The sequence below is a fragment of the Streptomyces flavochromogenes genome (assembly GCF_000717595.1).
In the GTDB taxonomy this organism is placed as follows: Bacteria; Actinomycetota; Actinomycetes; order Streptomycetales; family Streptomycetaceae; genus Streptomyces; species Streptomyces flavochromogenes.
The window spans coordinates 236,960-257,726 of sequence record NZ_JNZO01000018.1 but is presented as its reverse complement, the minus strand read 5'-3'; the positions used below and the strand labels follow the sequence as shown (position 1 = coordinate 257,726).

The following is a 20,767-nucleotide window of genomic DNA, read 5'->3' as shown; positions in this document are numbered from 1 at the left end:
GCCGCCTACGCCTCCGTGCGGAGGCTGTAGCGGCGCTTCTCCTTGGACGTGGCGCCCAGCCGGTCGTAGAAGCGGATCGCGTTCTCGTTCCACGCGGGGGTCTGCCACTGGATCTCGGCGAGCCCGAGCCGGCTCGCCTCCGCGCGGACCGCCGCCATCAGGAGCGGGCCCAGGCCGTGCCCCCGGGAGGTCTCCGTGAGGTAGAGGCAGTCCATGTGGAGGTACTCCGTGCCGTCCCAGGTGGAGAGCTCCGGCGCGCAGCTCGCGTAGCCCGCGAGGGTGCCGTCGGGGAGGGCGGCGACCAGGCAGCGGAGGCGGGGCGGTTCGGTGCCGAAGAGGAGGCCGGTGAGCCGGTCCGCGAGCCCGGGGGCGGGGGGCGCCGCCTTCTCGTACGCCGCGTGCTCGGCGATGAGTTCCACGACCCGCGGCAGGTCCTCGGGGCGCGCGTGTCGGACCAGTGCCGGTGCCGGGTGTTCGCTCATGCCGTCATCATGCACGGTCCCACCGACAGGCTCGCGGCCGTTCCCTGCCGCCGCAGCCACTCGCGGTACGGGGCCGCCCTCAGGGCCACCTCCCGGTAGGCCGCCGCGAGTTCCGCGTACAGCGTGTCCAGGGGCGCCCCGGGGCGCGCGTACAGCAGCAGTCGGACGGCCAGCGGGTCGCCGCGCAGCGGGCGGACGGCCATGTCCTCGCGCGGGACCGAGGTCGGCTGGCAGGGGGCGACGGCCTCGCCGAGGACGATGAGGGAGGCGGCCGTGTGGTAGTCGCCGTGCAGCAGCGGCGGGTCGATGCCGGCGGCGTCCAGGACCCGGCGCAGGCCGTCCCATTCGCCGTCCACGGTCGGGTCGACCATCCAGTGGTCGCCGGCCAGGTCGGCGAGGTCCACCACGGGCCGGGCGGCGGCCGGATGGTCACGGGCCATGGAGACGAACTGCGGTTCGCGGGCGACCAGGACGCGCCCCTTGAGGCCCTCGGGGACCCGTAACGGGCAGCCCTCCACCTCGTGCACGAAGGCCACGTCGAGCCGCCCGGCGGCGACGCTCCGCAGCAGCGCGTTCGCGGAGACGTCCATCCGCAGGCCGATGTCGGTGCCGGGCAGCCGCTGGCGGAGCCGGCGCAGCCAGCCCGGGAGCGCCCGGCTGGCGGTGGACCCGACCCGGAGCCCGAGTCCGTCGGTGCGGGCGGCGGCCCGGGTCTCGGTGACGAGCGCCGCCATGTCGGCGACGAGCGGGCGGGCCCGGCTGAGCAGGGAGCGACCGAGCGGGGTGGGGCGGCAGCCGGTTCGGCCGCGGGAGAAGAGCTCGGCGCCCAGGGTGTTCTCGATGCGGCGCAGCTGGGTGGTCAACGACGGCTGACTCATGCCCAGTTGGCGGGCCGCCTTGTGCAGGCTGCCCGTGTCCGCGATGGCGCAGAGCGCGCGCAGGTGTCTCACCTCCAGCTCCATGCCCCGAGGGTAGGGCGGCTCCCTGGCTCGCACCAGATACCCGGAACCCCTCAATCACCTTTGATTTCAAGGGAGTTGAGGGTGTTTCGACCAGGTGATGCGGTGATGCTATCGCCGGTTGACATCATCCCCACGCGCCCCGGCTCCCCCGAGACTCTCTCCCATCCCCTACAGGAGGAGCCCCCCATGCGTCACCCCAAGGTCCTCACCTCTGTCCTGACCACCGCCCTCGGCCTCGGTCTCGCCGCCTCGCTGGGCGCGGCCCCGGCCGTGGCCGCCCCCGCCCCCACCGGCGTCCCCGCGGCCGGCAACACCGCCGTGGCGTACGCCGGTTCGGCCGAGGAGGCGAAGGCCAACCAGGCCTTCTTCGACGCCGTCGTGAAGTCGGTGGCGAAGAAGCGGGCCGCCGCTCCCGGCGCGGCCGCCGTCACCGTGGTCTACAGCGCCGCCAACGCGCCGAGCTTCCGCAGCCAGATCTCCCGCTCGACGCAGATATGGAACAGCTCGGTGGCGAACGTCCGGCTCGTCGAGGGCAGCAACCCGGACTTCCGCTACTACGAGGGCAACGACTCCCGTGGCTCGTACGCGAGCACCGACGGTCACGGCAGCGGCTACATCTTCCTCGACTACCGGCAGAACCAGCAGTACAACTCCACCCGTGTGACCGCCCACGAGACCGGGCACGTCCTCGGGCTGCCGGACCACTACAGCGGTCCGTGCAGCGAGCTGATGTCGGGCGGCGGCCCCGGCACGTCCTGCCAGAACGCCCAGCCGAACTCCCAGGAGCGGTCCCGCGTCGACCAGTTGTGGCGCAACGGCCTCGCCTCCGCGTTCAAGAGCTGAGCACGCGGAAGACGAGAAGCGGCGGCGTCCCCTCCCCGGGGCGCCGCCGTCCTCGTTCTCCGTTCCGGTACGGGTGCTCTCAGGCCGCCTGAAGCAGTCGGCGGCCGAAATCCGCGCCGGGCGGCAGCTGGCGCCTGACCCGTTCGAGCGCCCCGTCGAAGTCACCTCCGGCGACGCACGATTCGAAGGCGGCGCCACCGTAGTGCAGCGTCAGGCTGAGGTCCGCGCGCTCACCGAGGGTCAGCAGGCAGCTCAGCGTGGCCTGCTGGGAGGCGCCGTCCATGACGACGGGGAGCGGCAGGTCCCACTCCAGGACGCAGGCGGTGAGAGGCTGCCCGCCCTCCGCCGCCGCGCTGAGCTCGGCGAAGCCCTCGCCCGTGTACTCGATCCCCCTGATCCGGGTGGCGACATGCCGCCCGTCGGCCGTGATGACGATCGCTTCCGCGCCGCTGCGGTCCCGGTACCAGCCGGTCCAGACTTCCGTCGACTCCGATGACATGCGCGGACTGTAGCCGTACGACCGGCTCCTGCGCGCGTCCGGTCACCCCGTGGCCTGACTTCTCCCGATCTCGCCGTTCTTGCCGGTCACGTGCGTGCTCGCGGCTTCCGCACCCGCGACGGGACGCGTGCCCGCAGCCACGTCGGCGGCCGTTTCCACGCTTTCGCCCAGGTCTGCCTCCACGCTCCGGTAGAGCGTGCAGTCCGGGTTGCGGCAGGGCTGCACCTCCCACTCCGGCACCCAGGCCCCGAGGACCTTGTGCCGGGTGGCCGTCACGGCTCGCGGCTGCCCGCAGGCCGGGCATCCGTGCTCGGCCCGGGGGTCCCTCGTCGTGTGAGGCGCCTCGTCACCCATAGGTCCAGGGTAGGACGGCTCGCACGGGAGCGCCTGCCGCCGTTCACCGCTTCCTGGTGTACGTACGGACGAACGCGCCGTTACCGAAGACGCGCAGGTCGTTCAGCTCGAAGTCGCGGGGCTCGAAGTCGGCGCCGAACATCGGCATACCGGAGCCGTACACCTGCGGATAGGTCTTGATGACCAGCTCGTCGATCTCCTCGATGAGCTCACCGGCGATCGTGGAGCCACCGCAGAGCCAGATGTCCAGGGGGCTGTCCTCGGCCTTGAGCTCGCGGACGCGGCCGACGAGGTCGTCGGCGATGAGCTCCACGTTGGCGTCGGGCGACTCGGCCAGCGAGCGGGTGGCGACGACCTCCCGCAGGTGGCCGTACGGGCTGGTGATGCCCATGTCCAGGGCGATCCGGTACGACCCCAGCCCCTGGACGACGGTGTCGAACCGCTGGTTCTCGGCGTCGATCCCGAGCATCTCCCGGCCCTGCGCCGAGACGGTCTCCGGGTACTCGCCGGTCAGGAACTCCAGGAACTCGGCGTCCACGAACTGGTACATGGAGGTGGCATCGCCCTTGGGGTCACCGATGAAGCCGTCGATGGTGCAGGCGATGAAGTACGTGAGCTTGCGCAAACCGGTCCTCTTCCACTTCGGATCGTGGCCGCGATCGCAACCACGACGGCTATAGTGCTTCACCTGTAGTGGTTACGCAAGCCCTATGTTCGAAGAAGGAGGAAACACGACATGGCGAGAAACCCCGAACGACGTACGGCGCTGCTCGACGCTGCCATCCAGGTCCTGGCGGACGACGGTGCCCGCGGGCTGACCTTCCGCGCGGTCGACGCCTGCGCCGGGGTCCCCACGGGAACCTCGTCCAACTACTTCCGCGACCGGGACCAGGTGCTCTCCGAGGTCGCCGACCGGATCTTCGTCCGGCTCACCCCCAAGCCCGGAGTCATGGAGACCGCCATGCTGCCCGCGCCGAGCCGCGCCCTGGTCTTCGAGCTGATGCGCCAGGTCGCCCAGCGGCTCGCCGCCGAGCGCACCTGCTACCTCGGGCTCTTCGAGCTCCGCCTCGAAGCCGTGCGCCGCCCCGAGCTGCGGACCCAGCTCACCAAGGTGCTCCGGGGCGATCTGGACGCGAACATCCAGGGGCACCTGGAGGCCGGGATGCCCGGGGACGCGGACACCGTCCGGCTGCTCTACTTCGCCCTCACCGGGCTGCTGCTCGACCACTTCACGGTCCCGGGCCTGCACGACGACCGGCACCTGGACGACCTGATCGAGACCGTGGTCAACCGGATCGTCCCCGAGGCGTGACGACGCCCCGGGGCCTCAGCGCGAGCGTCGCGTGACGAACTCCGCGAGCGCCAGCATGTCCCCCGCCGCCGCCAGGTCCGGGACCGCCTGGGCCAGGTGCTCGACGGCACGGCCCATCCGCTCGGCCGCCTGGTCCTGCGCCCAGTCGCGCCCACCGGCCCGCTCGACCGCGTCCGCGGCCGCCCGTACCGCCTCGGCGTCGAGGACCGGGCGGGAGTACAGCTCGGCCAGCTCGTCACCCGCCGGCGTCCCCGAGGCGAGCGCCGCCACCACCGGCAGCGACTTCTTGTGGGCGACGAGATCGGCCCCGGCGGGTTTGCCCGTACGGTCCGGGTCTCCCCAGATCCCGATGAGGTCGTCGATCAGCTGGAAGGCGAGGCCCGCCTCACGGCCGAACGCGTCCATCGCGGCGACCTCCTCGTCCCCCGCGCCCGCGTAGAGCGCGCCGATGGTACAGGAGGCGCCGAGCAGCGCGCCGGTCTTGGCGGTGGCCATGGCCAGACACTCGTCCAGGGAGACCTCGCGCGGCGCCCGCTGCTCGAAGGCGCAGTCCGCCTGCTGTCCCGCGCAGAGCTCGATGATGCAGGCGGCGAGCCGCGCGGACGCGGCCGCCGAGGCGGGGTGCGGATCCTCGGCGAGCATCCGCAGGGCGAGCGCGCTCATCGCGTCCCCGGCGATCAGCGCGTCCGGGATGCCGAAGACCGTCCAGGCGGTGGGCCGGTGCCGCCGGGTCACGTCCTCGTCGACGATGTCGTCGTGGAGCAGGGTGAAGTTGTGCGCGAGCTCCACCGCGGCCGCGGCCTTCACCGCCGAGGCCTCGTCGGCGCCGAGCGCGCGGGTCGCCGCGAGGACCAGGGCGGGCCGGATCGCCTTGCCCGGCTGCTCCCTGGCAGGAGTGCCGTCGGCGTGCTCCCAGCCGAAGTGGTACATCGCGACCCGCCGCATCGAACCGGGCAGGGTCTCGACGGTCGAGCGCAGTTGAGGATGGACGGCCGTCCGCGTCCGGTCCAGGAGCCGCACAGCCCCCTGACCGTCGGTGACGGCATCCCCGCCGGCAATGCTCAAGGTCACTTCCTTCGTCTCCTCCGTGGCGATGCTGCGCGGCGACGAGCCGGGAGCGCCCGGGGGCGGGAGGGTTCGGTCCCCGCCCCCGGGCGTCGTCGGCTCAACGCCAGCGGCTGACCTCGACGTTCTCCAGGACACCGAGCGCGTCCGGGACGAGGATCGCCGCCGAGTAGTAGGCCGTGACCAGGTAGGAGATGATCGCCTGCTCGTCGATGCCCATGAAGCGGACGGAGAGGCTCGGCTCGATCTCGTCGGGGATGCCGGTCTGGTGCAGACCGATCACACCCTGGTCGGCCTCGCCCGTGCGCATGCAGATGATCGAGGTGGTCCGGGCGTCCGAGACCGGGATCTTGTTGCACGGGTAGATCGGCACACCGCGCCAGGTCGGGATGCGGTTGCCGTTGATGTCGATCGTCTCGGGCACCAGTCCGCGCTTGTTGAGCTCGCGGCCGAAGGCGGCGATGGCGCGCGGGTGGGCGAGGAACAGCTTGGATCCCCGGCGGCGGGAGAGCAGCTCGTCCATGTCGTCGGGGCTGGGGGCCCCGTCGTGCGGCTGGAGGCGCTGCCCGTAGTCGCAGTTGGCGAGGAGGCCGAACTCCTTGTTGTTGACCAGCTCGAACTCCTGGCGCTCGCGGAGCGCCTCGACCGTGAGCCGCAACTGCTGCTCGGTCTGGTTCATCGGCTGGTTGTAGAGGTCGGCGACGCGGCTGTGCACCTTCAGCACGGTCTGGGCGACGCTCAGCTCGTACTCGCGGGGCGAGGCGTCGTAGTCGACGTACGTGTGCGGGACGACGGCCTCGCCGACGTGGCCCGCGGAGAGGTCGATCTCGGCCTCGCCGTACCTGTTCGTCCGCTGGTTGGGCAGGGCGGCCACGCTCGCGAGGTGGGCGGCGAGCGAGCCGGCCCGCTCCGCCAGGTTCCGCACGTCGTCCCTGGTGAGCTCCAGGACCGTACAGGCGGTGGCGGCGCGGGCGGACCACTCCCAGGTGGCCTCCGGGTCGACGAGGGCGTTGTCGCCGAAGTAGGCGCCGTCGGCGAGGACTCCGAGGACGGCCTCGTCGCCGTACGGCCCCTCGCCGATCTGCTCGATCCTGCCGTGCGCGAGGAGGTGGACCCGGTCGGTCGGCTCCCCGGCGACGGCGACGACCTCGCCGGCCGCGTACTCCCGCTGGCGGCAGCGAGCCGCGAGCTCGCCCAGGGCCTCCTCGTCCTCGTAGCCGCGCAGGACGGGGAGTTCGCCGAGCTCGGCGGGGATGACCGCGACGCGCTCTCCGGTCTGGACGAAGGTGACCCGGCCGTCACCCACGGAGTAGCTGAGCCTCCGGTTCACCCGGTACGTACCACCCTGCACCTGGACCCAGGGCAGCGCCCGCAGCAGCCACCGTGAGGTGATCTCCTGCATCTGCGGCGCCGACTTGGTGGTCGTGGCGAGGTTCCGCGCGGCCGCGGTGCCGAGACTCTGCTGCGGCGCCTGCTGCTCCGCGACGCGGACCTCGTCGCCAACCGAACCAACGGACATGGAACTCCCTCTCGTATGACTGAGTTGCGAGACGAAGCCTTTCAGCACGCAGCGTGTCGGCGCCATTACACATTCGAGTGGGACTGTTCGACGATCTTCGGGGCATGTCACGTGATTTCCATCCGAACAGCGGAGTCCCGGAAGCCTCACGGGACCCTGTCCGGATCGGCTCGCACACGGTCCGAACGGATGGCGGTGGAGGAGCGGACTCCGGTACTCCGGAACCTCCGGTACTCCGGACTCCGGCGCTCCGGAAGCCCCCACCCGTCCTCCGAAGGGAGTCGGTCATGTCCACCCCCATGTCCGCGAGCAGGTTCCTCGACGCGCTGCGCGACGCGGGCCTCGCGGTCGTCCAGGTCGGCGCATGGTCCACCCACAACCGCAACCACAAGGGTCCCTGGGGCCCCGTGCACGGCGTGATGATCCATCACACCGTGACCCGCGGCACCGCCGGCACCGTCCGGATCTGCCGGGACGGCTACGCGGGTCTGCCGGGGCCGCTCTGTCACGGCGTGATCGCCAAGGACGGCACCGTCCATCTCGTCGGCTACGGCCGCGCGAACCACGCGGGCCTCGGTGACGACGAGGTCCTCAGGGCGGTCATCGCCGAGCAGGGCCTGCCCCGGGACGACGAGGCCACCACGGACGGCAACCGGTACTTCTACGGCTTCGAGTGCGAGAACCTCGGCGACGGCGTGGATCCGTGGCCGAAGGTCCAGCTGGAGGCCATCGCGAAGGCGGCGGCCGCAGTGTGCCGGGTGCACGGCTGGACGCAGCGCTCGGTCATCGGGCACCTGGAGTGGCAGCCGGGGAAGGTGGACCCGCGCGGCTTCACGATGGCCTCGATGCGCGAGCGGGTGGCCGACCTCCTGCGCTGACCGGACGGAGCGTGCGGACGAGGGCCCGGCACACGGACAATGGCCGGGTGAACGCGTTCGACCTCTCCCGCCTGCGGCCCCGGATCCCCTCGCCCCTGGAGCCGGTGGAGGACGAGCGCTTCACCCGGCGCGGGCTCACGCTGTCGCTCAAGCGCGAGGACCTCATCCATCCCGATCTGCCGGGCAACAAGTGGCGCAAGCTCGCGCTCAACCTCGAGGCGGCGGCCGGCCGTCCCGTGCTGACCTTCGGCGGCGCGTACTCCAACCATCTGCGCGCGGTGGCGGCCGCCGGACGGCTGCTCGGCTTTCCCACCGTCGGGATCGTGCGCGGCGACGAGCTGGCCGGGCGGCCGCTCAACCCCTCGCTCGCGCGCTGCGCGGCGGACGGGATGCGGCTCGTGTTCGTGGACCGGGCCACGTACCGCGCGAAGAATGACCCGGCCACGCGCGCGATGCTCCTGGAACGGGCCCCCGCGGGCGCGTACGTGGTCCCCGAGGGCGGCAGCAACGCGCTCGCCGTCCAGGGCTGCGTGGAGCTGGGGCGGGAGCTCGCCGGGCGGGCGGACACGGTCGCCGTCGCCTGCGGCACGGGCGGCACCCTCGCGGGTCTCGCGGCCGGCCTGTCCCCGGGCCCGGGGGCACCTCCCGCCGGAGGCGGCGGGAGGGCACTGGGCGTCCCGGTCCTCAAGGGCGGTTTCCTGGGCGGGGAGGTGCGCGCCCTCCAGGACGCGGCGTTCGGCGGGCCGCGCGGCGACTGGGCCCTGGACGAGCGTTTCCACTGCGGGGGCTACGCGCGCGTGCCCCCGGCCCTCGACGCGTTCGCACGCGACTTCGAGGCGCGGCACGGACTCGCCATCGAGCGGCTGTATGTGGCCAAAATGCTGCTCGGCCTCACGACGCTGGCGGAGGAGGGCGCGTTCCCGGCCGGCACCCGGCTCGTGGCGGTCGTCACGGGCGCCCCGGACACGCCCCGGCAGGACGGCGGGGCTCAGCCCGCGGTCTCCTCGCGATAGGCGGCGGCCTCCTCCAGGTCGAGCCTGCGCAGCAGCGTCCGCATCATCTCGTCGTCGATCCGCCGGGCGTCACGCAGTTGCACGAAGACCTCGCGCTCGGCGTCGATCATCTCGCGCGACAGGCGCCGGTAGGTGTCGTCCGCGGTCTCCCCGGTGACCGCGTTGACGGCGCCGAGCCGCTCCCAGACCGCGTTGCGGCGCCGTTCGAGGACCGTGCGGAGCCGGTCGGCGAGGGGCTTCGGCAGGGCGTTGCGCTCGTCGGCGAGCAGCGCGTCGAGGCGCTCCTCGGCGGCCTGCGAGGCCTCGCTCTGGGCCTGCGCCTCGGCCAGGGTCTCGGCGTACCGGTCCTTTCCCGGGAGCTTCAGGAAACGGATGAGGGGCGGCAGGGTGAGGCCCTGCACGACCAGGGTGCCGATGACGGTGGTGAAGGTGAGGAAGAGGACGAGGTTGCGGGCAGGGAACTCCACGCCGTCGGTGACCACGGGGATGGAGAACGCGATGGCGAGCGAGACCACCCCGCGCATGCCGGCCCAGCCGACGACGAGCGGGGCCCTCCAGTCCACCTCCGGCTCCCGTTCCCGGACCCGGGCGGAGAGCCGGGGCAGGAAGGTCGCGGGATAGACCCAGACGAACCGGACCACGACCACCGCGACGAAGACGCCGGCCGCGTACCAGGCCGCCTCGCCGATCCCGTACGGCCCGAGTTCCTGGACGACGTACGGCAGCTGAAGGCCGATCAGGGCGAAGACGGCGGACTCCAGGACGAAGGCCACCATCTTCCAGACGGCCTCCTCCTGGAGGCGGGTCGCGAAGTCGACCTGCCAGGCGCGGTGGCCGAGGAAGAGACCGACCACGACGACGGCGAGGACGCCCGAGGCGTGGACCTCCTCGGCCGCCGCGTAGGCGACGAAGGGGATGAGGAGCGAGAGGGTGTTCTGGAGGAGGGAGTCGCCGAGGCTCCGGCGCAGCCAGTGGATGGGGACCATGAGGACGAGACCGACGCCGATGCCGCCGAGGGCCGCGAGCGCGAACTCCCCGAGGCCGCCGGCCCAGCTCAGGCCCTCGCCGACGGCCGCCGCGAGGGCGACCTTGTACGCGGTGATGGCGGTGGCGTCGTTCACCAGGGACTCGCCCTGGAGGATCGTGGTGATCCGGTTCGGCAGGCCGAGCTTGCGGGCGATGGCGGTGGCGGCGACCGCGTCCGGCGGGGCGACGACCGCGCCGAGCACCAGGGCGGCGGTGAGCGGCAGATCGGGCACGAGGGCGTACGCGAGCCAGCCCACGGCCACGGTGGCGAAGAGGACGTACCCGACGGAGAGCAGCGCGACGGGCCGGATGTTGGCCCGCAGGTCGAGGTACGAGGAGTCGACGGCCGCCGTGTAGAGGAGCGGGGGCAGGATCAGCGGCAGCACGATGTGCGGGTCGAGGGTGTAGTCCGGTACTCCGGGGACGTAGGCGGCGGCCAGACCGGCGGCGACCAGGAGAAGCGGTGCGGGCACCGGGGTCCTGCGGGCGAGCCCCGCGATCGCCGCGCTCGCCGCCACGAGTGCCACCAGCTGTAGAGCGTCCATGCCCGTCCCCGTCTCGTCCCGCAACGTAACCTGGCCATCATGAGCGAGTGCCCACACGTTGCCGAAATGCCGCGCCCCGAACCGGCGCCGCTGGCCGACACCTGCCCGGAGTGCCTGGCGGACGGGACGCATCCGGTCCAGCTGCGGCTCTGTCTGACCTGCGGGCACGTGGGCTGCTGCGACTCCTCGGCGGGGCAGCACGCGACGGGGCACTTCTCCACGACGGGACACCCGGTGATGCGGACCTTCGAGCGGGGCGAGGCCTGGCGCTGGTGCTTCGTGGACGGGTCGATCGTCTGAGTCCACGGCCGGGCCGACGGTCCGACCGTCCGGCGATTCGGCCGTTCGACGATTCGCCCGCCCCACGGTTGGGTACGTCACCCCTCCGCCGGTCGCTCGCTTTCGGCCCCCGCAGACCCCTACCCACCGTCCGCGCCCATGGGCCTACCATGGGTGACGACCGGTGACCGGGGGGCCGGTGGGGACAGGGATGCGCGGCGACACGGCGGGACGGATCGCGATAGCGTCACGGCGGACTGCGCAGCCCCCTGCGTACCGCCCGGTTCGGGGGCCTCTCCCCCCGAGCCCCGAATGAGCTTGTGCCACCTTGGAGGTGAGGGTGTCCCAGATCGCAGGCGAGCCCGGGACCCAGGACTTCGTCGAAGTCCGGCTGCCCGCTGCGGGTGCCTATCTGTCCGTGCTGCGTACGGCCACGGCCGGCCTCGCGGCGCGCTTGGACTTCACCCTCGACGAGATCGAGGACTTGCGGATCGCGGTCGACGAGGCCTGCGCCATCCTGCTCCAGCAGGCCGTGCCGGGATCCGTCCTCAGCTGTGTCTTCCGGCTGGTCGACGACTCCCTCGACGTGACCGTCTCCGCCCCGACCACGGACGGCCGGGCGCCCGAGCGCGACACGTTCGCCTGGACGGTGCTGTCGGCACTGGCCGGGAAGGTGGAATCGTCGGTGGCCGATGACCGTACGGTCTCGATCAGCCTGTACAAACAGCGCGGCGCGGGGCCAGGCCCGGCGTGAGGCGCGGGGACGCGACGGCCGGCATCCCTGAGCAACAGGCACGGCCGTATGAGGTCGCTACGGAGCAGGCGGACCAGATGAGCGAGCACGAGCAGCACCACGAGGTTCCCGAGACACCAGGCGTCTCCGAGGCCCCCCGGGGCCCCGCCCGTGCGGAGGGCTCCCCCGAGGCGGGCGGGACCGCGCAGACGGCCACCGAGGCCGTCGCCGGGACGGCCACGGAGCCGGTCGCGGAATCGGTCGCGGAGGCGGAGAAGGCGCAGGACGGGGACGAGCCGGACGACGTCCCCGATGTCCCCGTCGCACCGGACCCGCACGACCGGAGCGGCGCCCGCGCGCTCTTCGTCACGCTGCGTGAGCTGCCGGAGGGTTCGCCGGAGAAGGCCGAGCTGCGCAACCAGCTGGTGCGGATGCACCTGCCGCTGGTGGAGCACCTGGCGCGACGCTTCCGCAACCGCGGCGAGCCGCTGGACGACCTGACGCAGGTCGCGACCATCGGCCTGATCAAGTCGGTGGACCGGTTCGACCCGGAGCGCGGCGTCGAGTTCTCGACGTACGCGACCCCGACGGTCGTCGGCGAGATCAAGCGCCACTTCCGTGACAAGGGCTGGGCGGTCCGTGTGCCGCGCCGGCTCCAGGAGCTGCGGCTCTCGCTCACCACGGCGACGGCGGAGCTCTCCCAGCAGCACGGCCGCTCGCCGACCGTGCACGAGCTGGCCGAGCGGCTCGGGATCTCGGAGGAGGAGGTCCTGGAGGGTCTGGAGTCGGCGAACGCCTACTCGACGCTCTCCCTGGACGTCCCCGACACGGACGACGAGTCGCCCGCGGTGGCGGACACCCTCGGCGCGGAGGACGAGGCCCTGGAGGGGGTCGAGTACCGCGAGTCGCTCAAGCCGCTGCTCGAGGACCTGCCGCCCCGGGAGAAGCGGATCCTGCTGCTTCGCTTCTTCGGGAACATGACCCAGTCGCAGATCGCGCAGGAGGTCGGCATCTCGCAGATGCACGTGTCCCGGCTGCTGGCCCGGACCCTGGCGCAGCTGCGGGAGAAGCTCCTGGTGGAGGAGTAGCCCCCGTCAGCCCTCCTGACCGGGGCGCCGGATACCGAGCGCCTCGGTCGTGGCCGGGTTCACGAGGAGGACGAGCCCGGTGACGGCCAGGACACCGAGGGCGATGCCGGCCGGAATCATCACGCTGTTCGCCTGGAGCATCTGCCAGGCGACCGGCAGGGCGAGGATCTGGGTGATCACGGCCGGACCGCGGCTCCAGGAACGGCGCATCCACAGGCCACGGGCGGCGGCGAGCGGGATGAGCCCGAGCGCGACGAGCGTCACGGCGCCCGTCGCGGCGCCCGTGAGGCCCTCGGACGTCCCGGTCAGTGCGTGCAGCAGCATGGAGACACCTCCGACGAAGAGGCCGAGGGCCTCGACACCGGCCACGGCCGCCGCGGCGGCGAGTCGGGCGGGGCGGGGGGTCTGCTCCGTGCTGCTCTCAGCGGGACTGCTCATACAGGGCAGGGTAGCGGGGGCCGACCGGCCCGCCCGAAGCCGGGCGAGAGCACGGTGCCCGGACCGGGCCCGGAGCACGACGCCGGGGCCGGGGCCGGGGCCGGGCCCGGAGCACGACGCCGGGGCCGGGGCCGGGGCCGGGCGGATATGTCCAGGGATCGGGCTGGACTGGGCCCGGTACCGCCGGGTAGGTACCCTGGCGCTCATGCGCGCACTTCTCGTGGTCAACCCGGCAGCCACCACCACCAGTGCCCGCACCCGTGACGTGCTCATCCACGCGCTCGCGAGCGAGATGAAGCTGGAGGCGGTCACCACCGAGTACCGCGGGCACGCGCGGGACCTCGCCCGGCGGGCCGCGGACTCCGGCACCACCGACCTGGTCGTGGCCCTCGGCGGCGACGGCACGGTGAACGAGGTCGTCAACGGACTGCTGCACGGCGGGCCCGACCCCGACCGGCTCCCGGGCCTCGCGGTCGTCCCCGGCGGATCGACGAATGTGTTCGCCCGGGCCCTCGGACTGCCGAACGACGCCGTGGAGGCGACCGGCGCCCTGCTCGACGCGTTGCGTGAGCGGCGGACACGCACGGTGAGCCTGGGTCTCGCCTCGGGAACGCCGGGCACGGAGGACGAATCCGTCCCGTCCCGCTGGTTCACCTTCTGCGCCGGTCTCGGTTTCGACGCGAGTGTCATCGGTCGGGTCGAACAGCAGCGGGAACGCGGGAAGAGATCCACCCACGCCCTGTACCTGCGCCAGGTGGTGCGCCAGTTCCTGGAGGAACCGAACCGCCGGCACGGCACGATCACCCTGGAGCGCCCCGGCGCCGAGCCGGTCGAGGACCTGGTCCTCTCCATAATCTGCAACACCTCCCCCTGGACCTACCTGGGCAATCGCCCGGTGTACGCGTCCCCGGAGGCCTCCTTCGAAACCGCGCTGGACGTGCTCGGACTGCGCCGTCTCTCCACCCCGGCGGTGGCCCGGTACGCCACCCAGCTGCTCACCTCGACCCCGGAACGAGGGCCGCGCGGCAAGCATGCGGCAACTCTGCACGACCTGACCGACTTCACCTTGCATTCGAAGGTTCCCCTCCCCCTGCAGATGGACGGAGACCACCTGGGACTGCGTACGAGCGTGACGTTCACAGGCGTACGCCGTGCACTGCGTGTGATTGTGTGAGTGGAAGGGCCCAAAGTCCTTTCACTCGAACGTTTAGGCGCGCATCCACCCCTTAGAAGTACGGCTGTGACCTAGCCGACACCGAGGAATCAAAAAAAACTTTCCGGAAGGGGTTGTATCCGTTGCTGGGGTTTGGGAGTCTCTTCTTGGCGATCGGGACGGCCCGCAACACCGGCCTCCACTGAGAGTCAGAACCCCTCCTCAGTCTTAGGACCACACCAGTTCATCTGGCAGTCGGCCCTTCCCTTGCGGGGGGATTCGTGAAAGCGTTCACATTCACAAGCAACCAGCTTGTAACACCCTAGAGAGGTAGCAGCCATGGACTGGCGTCACAACGCCGTTTGTCGTGAGGAAGACCCCGAGCTGTTCTTCCCCATCGGCAACACCGGTCCTGCGCTGCTGCAGATCGAGGAAGCCAAGGCCGTCTGCCGCCGCTGCCCCGTCATGGAGCAGTGCCTGCAGTGGGCGCTCGAGTCCGGCCAGGACTCCGGCGTCTGGGGTGGCCTCAGCGAGGACGAGCGCCGCGCGATGAAGCGCCGTGCCGCTCGCAACCGGGCGCGTAACGCCAGCGCCTGACGCCCACCGACAGCCTGAGGCGAGCGGCGCATACATCGCGTATGCAATCACCGCCCTTGAGCCGCAGCGCGCAGCAGTAACCCACAGCATTCGAGCCCCGGACCGACTTCTTCGGTCCGGGGCTCGCTGCTGTGTCCGCGCCGATCGCTGCCGCGACCGCTACTTCTGCGGCTGCACGGGGATGTCGAGGACCACCTTCGTACCGCGCTCGACGCCCGGCAGCATGTCGAAGGATCCTCCCAACTCCCCTTCGACCAGGGTCCGTACGATCTGCAGACCGAGGTTGCCCGCCCGCTGCGGGTCGAATCCCTCGGGCAGACCGCGGCCGTCGTCCTGGACCGTGATCAGGAGCCGGGCGTCCGGCCTGGGCTCACCCCGCACGGCGGTGACCTCGACGGCACCCTCGTCGCCCGGGGCGAACGCGTGCTCCAGGGCGTTCTGGAGGATTTCGGTGAGGACCATCGAGAGCGGGGTCGCGACCTCGGCGTCGAGAATGCCGAAGCGGCCGTTGCGCCGGCAGGTCACCCGGCCCGGGGAGATCTCGGCGACCATCGCGATCACGCGGTCGGCGATCTCGTCGAACTCCACCCGCTCGTCGAGGTTCTGGGACAAGGTCTCATGGACGATCGCGATGGAACCGACGCGCCGCACGGCCTCGTTGAGGGCCTCGCGGCCGCCCTCGGAGTCCATCCGGCGGGCCTGGAGGCGCAACAGGGCGGCCACCGTCTGGAGGTTGTTCTTCACCCGGTGGTGGATCTCCCGGATGGTGGCGTCCTTGGTGATCAACTCTCGCTCGCGGCGGCGCAGTTCGGTGACGTCCCGGAGCAGGACGAGCGAGCCGATGCGGGTGCCCTTCGGCTTGAGCGGGATGGCCCGGAGCTGGATCACGCCGCCGTTCCCCTCGACCTCGAACTCGCGCGGCGCGTAGCCGGAGGCCAGCGTGACCAGGGCTTCGTCCACCGGTCCGCGAGAGGGGGCGAGTTCGGCGGTGATCTGGCCGAGGTGCTGTCCGACGAGGTCGGCGGCGAGGCCGAGCCGGTGGTACGCGGAGAGGGCGTTGGGCGAGGCGTACTGGACGATGCCCTCGGCGTCGAGGCGGACGAGTCCGTCGCCGGCGCGGGGCGAGGAGTCCATGTCGACCTGCTCGCCGGGGAAGGGGAAGGTCCCGGCCGCGATCATCTGCGCGAGGTCGGAGGCCGACTGGAGGTAGGTGAGCTCCAGGCGGGAGGGGGTGCGGACGGTCAGCAGGTTGGTGTTGCGGGCGATGACGCCGAGGACGCGGCCCTCGCGGCGGACGGGGATGGACTCGACCCGTACCGGTACCTCCTCGCGCCACTCGGGGTCGCCCTCGCGGACGATCCTGCCCTCGTCGAGCGCGGCGTCGAGCAGCGGGCGGCGGCCGCGCGGCACGAGATGGCCGACCATGTCGTCCTGGTAGGAGGTGGGGCCGGTGTTCGGCCGCATCTGGGCGACGGAGACGTACCGCGTCCCGTCGAGGGTCGGGACCCAGAGGACGAGGTCGGCGAAGGAGAGGTCGGAGAGCAGCTGCCACTCCGACACCAGCAGGTGGAGCCACTCGAGGTCCGAGTCGCTCAGGGCGGTGTGCTGGCGCACGAGGTCGTTCATGGAGGGCACGGTGCGAGCGTACCCGCGGAATAAAGGGGCGGTGAACCTGGATCTCCGGGGCTCCGTGCTGGAGGATGGGCCAGGAAGGACCGCGTTCCTGTGGATGGACAGACAAGAATGGTCTAGTCCACAATGAATGCGATAGACCTCCATCCTCCCCGCACAGGAGGATGGAACGAGGTACCCGACGCTCTCTGCCCTGACTGCGTCGAGACCTCCCACACGGCCGAGGGACCGCACACCCCCGGCCGGAGCAAAACTCCGGGCTGCGGTGCCGGGCGGGCTGAGGGTCCCGCCGGGCGCCGCGGCCCGCGGGTGTTTCCGGGGCCGGCCCTACGGGCGCTCCGGGGGCCATGCCCGCATCGCCGTCGCGGCCACGGCCGCCAGCTCCTCCGCCGTCGCCCCGTCGCGGGCCTGCTGGGACATGCCCTGGAGGACGGCGCCGCTGAAGCGGGCGAGGGCCCGGGGGTCGGTGTCGGCGGGCAGCTCGCCCGACTCGACGTCCCGGCGGATCCGGGCCTCGAAGCTCGCCAGGTTGGCGTTCCTGTGGGCTCTCAGGGACTCCTCGACCTCGGGGGTCGAGCAGTTGGTCGCGGCGGAGATCATCAGGCAGCCGCGGGGGTGACCCGGCTCGGTGAAGAGCTCGGCGGCCTCACTCAGGAGCCGCCCGATGGCGCCGCGGGCGGTCGTCTCCTCGGCGAAAGCCCGGCCGCCGTACGCCCCGTACGAGGTGGTGTACGCCTCGACGACCTCCTCGAACAGCGTCTTCTTGTCACCGAAGGCGGCGTAGAGGCTGGGGGCACTGATGCCCATGGTGCGGGTGAGGTCGGAGACGGACGTCGTCTCGTAGCCGTGCTCCCAGAAGGCCATCGTGGCCTTTTCCAGGGCCGTGAGCCGGTCGAAGGAGCGGGGGCGGCCGCGCTGTGTCGTCACCATGGAGTGAATTCTATAGCGGGCGCTACGGAAGTGGGGTACGGTCTTTTCGTAACGACCGCTACAGAAATGAGGGGGGCGTCGTCATGGGCGTGCTCGAAGGAAAGACGGCTCTGGTGACGGGTGGCAGCCGGGGCATCGGACGGGGGATCGCCGAGCGGCTCGGCCGCGACGGAGCGCGGGTCGCGGTGCACTACGGGAGCAACGAGGCGGCGGCGAAGGAGACGGTCGCGGCCATCGAGGCCGCCGGCGGCGAGGCCTTCGCGATCGGGCAGGAGCTCGGGGTGCCGGGGGACGCGGAGGCGCTGTGGGCCGCGTTCGACGCCCACAGCGAGGGCCTGGACATCCTGGTGAACAACGCGGGGATCGGGACCTCCTCGCCGTTCGCGACGATCACCGAGGAGGAGTACGAGCGGGTCTTCGCCGTCAACACCAAGGCTCCGTTCTTCCTCGCGCGGCTCGGCGCGGAGCGACTGCGCGACGGGGGCCGGATCGTGAACGTCTCGACGGGCCTCTCGCACGCGGCGGTGATGCCGGAGCTGATGGCGTACGCGATGTCGAAGAGCGCGCTCGACGTGTTCACCCGCTATCTGTCGAAGGTGCTGGGCTCGCGCGGGATCACGGTCAACGCGGTGGCGCCGGGCATCGTGGACACCGACATCAACGCGGGCTGGCTGCGGGGGAACGACGAGGCCTGGGCGGGGGCGGCGGCGATGTCGGCCCTGGGCAAGGTCGGCACCCCGGAGGACATAGCCGACGTGGTGGCCTTCCTGGTCTCGCACGACGGGCGCTGGGTGACCGGGCAGTGGATCGACGCGACAGGGGGCTCCATCGCCTGACCCCGAGGGTCCGAGAGGTCCGAGGGGTTCGAGTGGCTGGTGGGACAGGGGCGGCCGACGATGGAGGCGGCGGGGGCGTCCGGGGGGCGGAACGGCATGAGGGGAAGGCCCCTCCTCTGCTAGATTTGGCTTCGATTGGTCTATACCACATGGCTCCTCACCAGCCCCTCACCAGATCGGCAGGCACAGCGTGGAAGTTGTCATCGTCAAGGACGCCAAGGCGGGCGGCGAGCTGATCGCGGACGGCATCGCCGACCTCCTGCGCCGCAAGCCCGACGCGCTGCTCGGCGTGGCCACCGGCTCGACTCCGCTGCCCATCTACGACGCCCTGATCGCCCAGGTCGAGGCCGGTTCCGTGGACGCCTCACGGGCCCGGATCGCCCAGCTGGACGAGTACGTGGGGCTGCCCTCGGGCCACCCCGAGTCGTACCGCTCCACCGTGCTCCGCCAGGTCGTCGAGCCGCTCGGGCTCTCCCCGGAGGCCTTCATGGGCCCCGACGGCTCCGCCGAGGACGTCCTGGCGGCCTGCGAGGCCTATGACACCGCGCTCTCCACCGCCGGTGGCGTGGACCTGCAGATCCTCGGCATCGGCACCGACGGACACATCGGTTTCAACGAGCCGTGCTCCTCGCTCGCCTCCCGCACCCGGATCAAGACCCTCACCGAGCAGACCCGCGTGGACAACGCCCGCTTCTTCGACAACGACATCGAGCAGGTGCCGCACCACGTCATCACCCAGGGCATCGGCACCATCCTGGAGGCCCGTCACCTGGTGCTGCTCGCCACCGGCGAGGGCAAGGCCGAGGCCGTGGCGCAGACCGTAGAGGGCCCGGTGGCGGCGCTCGTGCCGGCCTCCGCGCTGCAGCTGCACCCGCACGCCACGGTCGTGGTGGACGAGGCCGCCGCCTCCAAGCTGAAGCTCGCGGACTACTTCCGTCACACCTTCGCGAACAAGCCCGCCTGGCAGGGCATCTGAGCCGCCCGGAATCCCCGTGCACGACGAAGGGGCCCGGCACCTGTTCAGGTGCCGGGCCCCTTCGCGTCCGTCCCGTCAGGCGCCGGTTCCGGCGACGGCCTCCGCGGCCGCGCGGCCGCAGACCCGGGCGGCGCCGTGCGTGGCGATGTGCAGGGCTCCCCGGGGCTCCGCCTCGTTGAGGCCCATCTCGACCACGACGGTGTCGGGGCGGGCCGCGACCAGGGCGTCCAGGGCCTCGGTCATCCACGCGTGCCGGTGGAGGTCGCGCACGACCGCGACGATCCGCCGCTCCCCCGCCGCGGCGAGGAGGGCGTCCACGGAGGAGTCGGCGTAGGAGCCGGTCTCCGTGCCGGGCAGCAGCCGCTCCAGCTCGGCGGCGATGCCCCAGGGCGTCTCGTCGCCGACCGCGAAGTTCGCGACGGGGGTGAAGGAGGCCACGTACGGAGCGCTGGTCATCGGGGTGTACGGCCGCTCCCCCCGGGTCACCTTCAGGGCCCGGCGGGCGGCGACGAGTCCGATGTCGGCGCCGGGCGCGGTCCCCTCCTGCACTGCCGCGCCCGACACCGATTCAGCCCCCCTGGCCCGGTGCGCCTGGGTCCAGGCCGCCAGGGCGCGCACGCGCGCCGCGGCGTCGGCCAGCCGCTCCTCGGGCAGTTCACCGGTCCGTACCGCAGTGACGAGCGCGTCGCGCAGCTGCAGGACGGTGTCCTCGTCGCACAGCCCGCCGCCGACGCAGATGGCGTCGGCGCCCGCGGCGATGGCGAGAACGGATCCACGCTCGATGCCGTACGTCGCCGCGACGGCCTGCATCTCCATGCCGTCGGTGACGATCAGCCCCTCGAAGCCCAGCTCCTGGCGCAGCAGACCGGTGAGGATCTGCGGGCTCAGGGTGGCCGGACGGTGGGGGTCGAGCGCGGAGAGCAGGATATGCGCGCTCATCACCGCTTTGGTACCCGCGGCGACGGCCGCACGGAAAGGCACCAGCTCACGGGCGTGCAGTGTGGCGAGGTCCACATCGATCCGGGGCAGCGCGTCGTGGGAGTCCACGTTCGTGTCGCCGTGTCCGGGGAAGTGCTTGGTGCAGGCCGCGACCCCGACGCCCTGGAGGCCGTCGACGTACGCCACGGTGTGCCGGGCGACCAGATCCGGGTCCGGCCCGAAGGACCGGACGCCGATGACCGGGTTCTCGGCGTTGGAGTTGACGTCGGCGGACGGCGCCCAGTTGAGGTCGACGCCGCAGGCCGCGAGCCGGCGGCCGAGTTCACGGGCCACGGCCCGGGTGAGCTCGACGTCGTCCACGCTGCCCAGGGCGTAGTTGCCGGGGAACGAGGAGCCCTGCTTGACCTCCAGGCGGGTGACGTCGCCACCCTCCTCGTCGATGGCGACGAGGACGTCGTCCCGCTCGGCCCGCAGCTGCGCGGTGAGCGCGGTGAGCTGCTCGGGGCTGACGATGTTCCGGCCGAACAGGCCGACGGACGACAGGCCCTCGCCGATGCGGCGGAGCAGCCAGTCGGGCGCCGTGGTGCCGACGAACCCGGGCTGGAGCACCGTGAGCGCGTCACGGGTCAGGGTGTCCGTGCCGTGTACGAGTGTGGTCATGGGGAGCC

The 20,767-nt window shown here is 71.9% G+C and carries 23 protein-coding genes; 11 read left to right on the top strand and 12 right to left on the bottom strand.

What is annotated here, in order from left to right; translation table 11 throughout:
• Window positions 1-5: 5 nt before the first annotated feature.
• Together IF00_RS0122940 and IF00_RS0122935 are read right to left on the bottom strand one after the other, a co-directional pair.
• A complete protein-coding gene (locus IF00_RS0122940; RefSeq protein ID WP_030320901.1) occupies window positions 6-482 on the bottom strand; it encodes a GNAT family N-acetyltransferase in 477 nt (158 codons plus the stop codon).
• Entirely contained in the window at window positions 479-1,444 is a 966-nt protein-coding gene (locus tag IF00_RS0122935) for a LysR family transcriptional regulator (protein WP_209439789.1), read from the bottom strand. The genes IF00_RS0122940 and IF00_RS0122935 overlap by 4 nt, the downstream gene beginning before the upstream one ends.
• 186 nt (window positions 1,445-1,630) lie before the next feature.
• On the opposite strand from IF00_RS0122935, the gene snpA reads away from it, so the two are divergent.
• On the top strand, window positions 1,631-2,287 hold the full coding sequence (gene snpA, locus IF00_RS0122930; protein WP_030320898.1) for a snapalysin: 657 nt from the start codon (window positions 1,631-1,633) through the stop codon (window positions 2,285-2,287).
• A 79-nt stretch (window positions 2,288-2,366) separates the two neighbouring features.
• On the opposite strand, the gene IF00_RS0122925 is transcribed toward snpA, so the two are convergent.
• From IF00_RS0122925 to IF00_RS0122915, 3 genes are read right to left on the bottom strand one after another with little or no spacing between them, the layout of a single operon-like run.
• Entirely contained in the window at window positions 2,367-2,786 is a 420-nt protein-coding gene (locus IF00_RS0122925) for a DUF6304 family protein (protein WP_030320897.1), read from the bottom strand.
• 42 nt (window positions 2,787-2,828) lie between these two features.
• A complete protein-coding gene (locus IF00_RS41505; RefSeq protein ID WP_106975862.1) occupies window positions 2,829-3,140 on the bottom strand; it encodes a hypothetical protein in 312 nt (103 codons plus the stop codon).
• Between the two features lie 43 nt (window positions 3,141-3,183).
• Window positions 3,184-3,765 carry a dihydrofolate reductase family protein gene (locus IF00_RS0122915; RefSeq protein WP_030320895.1) on the bottom strand — a complete coding sequence of 194 codons (582 nt, stop codon included), beginning with the start codon at window positions 3,763-3,765 and terminating at the stop codon, window positions 3,184-3,186.
• A 111-nt stretch (window positions 3,766-3,876) separates the two neighbouring features.
• Between IF00_RS0122915 and IF00_RS0122910 the strand changes: the two genes are divergently transcribed.
• A complete protein-coding gene (locus tag IF00_RS0122910) occupies window positions 3,877-4,452 on the top strand; it encodes a TetR/AcrR family transcriptional regulator (protein ID WP_030320893.1) in 576 nt (191 codons plus the stop codon).
• A 15-nt stretch (window positions 4,453-4,467) separates the two neighbouring features.
• Here the strand turns inward: IF00_RS0122910 and IF00_RS0122905 are convergent, their stop codons facing one another.
• Together IF00_RS0122905 and IF00_RS0122900 are read right to left on the bottom strand one after the other, a co-directional pair.
• Entirely contained in the window at window positions 4,468-5,517 is a 1,050-nt protein-coding gene (locus tag IF00_RS0122905) for a family 2 encapsulin nanocompartment cargo protein polyprenyl transferase (RefSeq protein WP_030320892.1), read from the bottom strand.
• Window positions 5,518-5,617: 100 nt separating this feature from the next.
• Complete coding sequence (locus IF00_RS0122900) at window positions 5,618-7,036, bottom strand: family 2B encapsulin nanocompartment shell protein (protein ID WP_030320890.1); 1,419 nt, start codon at window positions 7,034-7,036, stop codon at window positions 5,618-5,620.
• Between the two features lie 287 nt (window positions 7,037-7,323).
• On the opposite strand from IF00_RS0122900, the gene IF00_RS0122895 reads away from it, so the two are divergent.
• Together IF00_RS0122895 and IF00_RS0122890 are read left to right on the top strand one after the other, a co-directional pair.
• A complete protein-coding gene (locus tag IF00_RS0122895; RefSeq protein WP_030320889.1) occupies window positions 7,324-7,914 on the top strand; it encodes an N-acetylmuramoyl-L-alanine amidase in 591 nt (196 codons plus the stop codon).
• Between the two features lie 47 nt (window positions 7,915-7,961).
• Window positions 7,962-8,927 (top strand): 1-aminocyclopropane-1-carboxylate deaminase/D-cysteine desulfhydrase, encoded by a 966-nt coding sequence (locus IF00_RS0122890; protein WP_030320887.1) that lies wholly within the window; start codon window positions 7,962-7,964, stop codon window positions 8,925-8,927.
• On the opposite strand, the gene IF00_RS0122885 is transcribed toward IF00_RS0122890, so the two are convergent.
• Window positions 8,903-10,498: a Na+/H+ antiporter gene (locus tag IF00_RS0122885; protein ID WP_030320885.1), complete on the bottom strand. Its 1,596-nt coding sequence runs from the start codon at window positions 10,496-10,498 to the stop codon at window positions 8,903-8,905. The two genes, IF00_RS0122890 and IF00_RS0122885, sit on opposite strands and share 25 nt — an antisense overlap.
• 39 nt (window positions 10,499-10,537) lie before the next feature.
• Between IF00_RS0122885 and IF00_RS0122880 the strand changes: the two genes are divergently transcribed.
• From IF00_RS0122880 to IF00_RS0122870, 3 genes are all read left to right on the top strand, one after another.
• Entirely contained in the window at window positions 10,538-10,798 is a 261-nt protein-coding gene (locus IF00_RS0122880; protein ID WP_030320884.1) for a UBP-type zinc finger domain-containing protein, read from the top strand.
• A gap of 319 nt (window positions 10,799-11,117) precedes the next feature.
• The gene (locus IF00_RS0122875) at window positions 11,118-11,531 is read left to right on the top strand and encodes an ATP-binding protein (protein ID WP_019889334.1); all 414 of its coding nucleotides are present in this window, start codon (window positions 11,118-11,120) and stop codon (window positions 11,529-11,531) included.
• Window positions 11,528-12,598, top strand: coding sequence for an RNA polymerase sigma factor SigF (locus IF00_RS0122870; RefSeq protein ID WP_030320881.1), 1,071 nt, complete (start codon window positions 11,528-11,530; stop codon window positions 12,596-12,598). Before IF00_RS0122875 ends, IF00_RS0122870 begins: the two co-directional genes overlap by 4 nt.
• Window positions 12,599-12,604: 6 nt before the next feature.
• Here the strand turns inward: IF00_RS0122870 and IF00_RS0122865 are convergent, their stop codons facing one another.
• The gene (locus IF00_RS0122865; RefSeq protein WP_030320880.1) at window positions 12,605-13,036 is read right to left on the bottom strand and encodes a hypothetical protein; all 432 of its coding nucleotides are present in this window, start codon (window positions 13,034-13,036) and stop codon (window positions 12,605-12,607) included.
• Between the two features lie 205 nt (window positions 13,037-13,241).
• Here IF00_RS0122865 and IF00_RS0122860 point away from each other — a divergent pair, with 205 nt between their 5' ends.
• Together IF00_RS0122860 and IF00_RS0122855 are read left to right on the top strand one after the other, a co-directional pair.
• Window positions 13,242-14,210: a diacylglycerol/lipid kinase family protein gene (locus tag IF00_RS0122860; protein WP_030320876.1), complete on the top strand. Its 969-nt coding sequence runs from the start codon at window positions 13,242-13,244 to the stop codon at window positions 14,208-14,210.
• A 318-nt stretch (window positions 14,211-14,528) separates the two neighbouring features.
• Window positions 14,529-14,786 carry a WhiB family transcriptional regulator gene (locus IF00_RS0122855; protein ID WP_003953983.1) on the top strand — a complete coding sequence of 86 codons (258 nt, stop codon included), beginning with the start codon at window positions 14,529-14,531 and terminating at the stop codon, window positions 14,784-14,786.
• Window positions 14,787-14,945: 159 nt separating this feature from the next.
• Here the strand turns inward: IF00_RS0122855 and IF00_RS0122850 are convergent, their stop codons facing one another.
• Together IF00_RS0122850 and IF00_RS0122845 are read right to left on the bottom strand one after the other, a co-directional pair.
• A complete protein-coding gene (locus tag IF00_RS0122850) occupies window positions 14,946-16,412 on the bottom strand; it encodes a sensor histidine kinase (RefSeq protein ID WP_030320874.1) in 1,467 nt (488 codons plus the stop codon).
• A 333-nt stretch (window positions 16,413-16,745) separates the two neighbouring features.
• Window positions 16,746-17,348, bottom strand: coding sequence for a TetR/AcrR family transcriptional regulator (locus IF00_RS0122845; RefSeq protein ID WP_030320871.1), 603 nt, complete (start codon window positions 17,346-17,348; stop codon window positions 16,746-16,748).
• Window positions 17,349-17,431: 83 nt separating this feature from the next.
• On the opposite strand from IF00_RS0122845, the gene IF00_RS0122840 reads away from it, so the two are divergent.
• Together IF00_RS0122840 and nagB are read left to right on the top strand one after the other, a co-directional pair.
• Window positions 17,432-18,184: an SDR family oxidoreductase gene (locus IF00_RS0122840; protein WP_030320869.1), complete on the top strand. Its 753-nt coding sequence runs from the start codon at window positions 17,432-17,434 to the stop codon at window positions 18,182-18,184.
• A 190-nt stretch (window positions 18,185-18,374) separates the two neighbouring features.
• A complete protein-coding gene (gene nagB / locus IF00_RS0122835) occupies window positions 18,375-19,160 on the top strand; it encodes a glucosamine-6-phosphate deaminase (protein ID WP_030320867.1) in 786 nt (261 codons plus the stop codon).
• Between the two features lie 75 nt (window positions 19,161-19,235).
• On the opposite strand, the gene IF00_RS0122830 is transcribed toward nagB, so the two are convergent.
• Window positions 19,236-20,759 (bottom strand): glycoside hydrolase family 3 protein, encoded by a 1,524-nt coding sequence (locus IF00_RS0122830; RefSeq protein ID WP_030320866.1) that lies wholly within the window; start codon window positions 20,757-20,759, stop codon window positions 19,236-19,238.
• Window positions 20,760-20,767 lie beyond the last annotated feature (8 nt).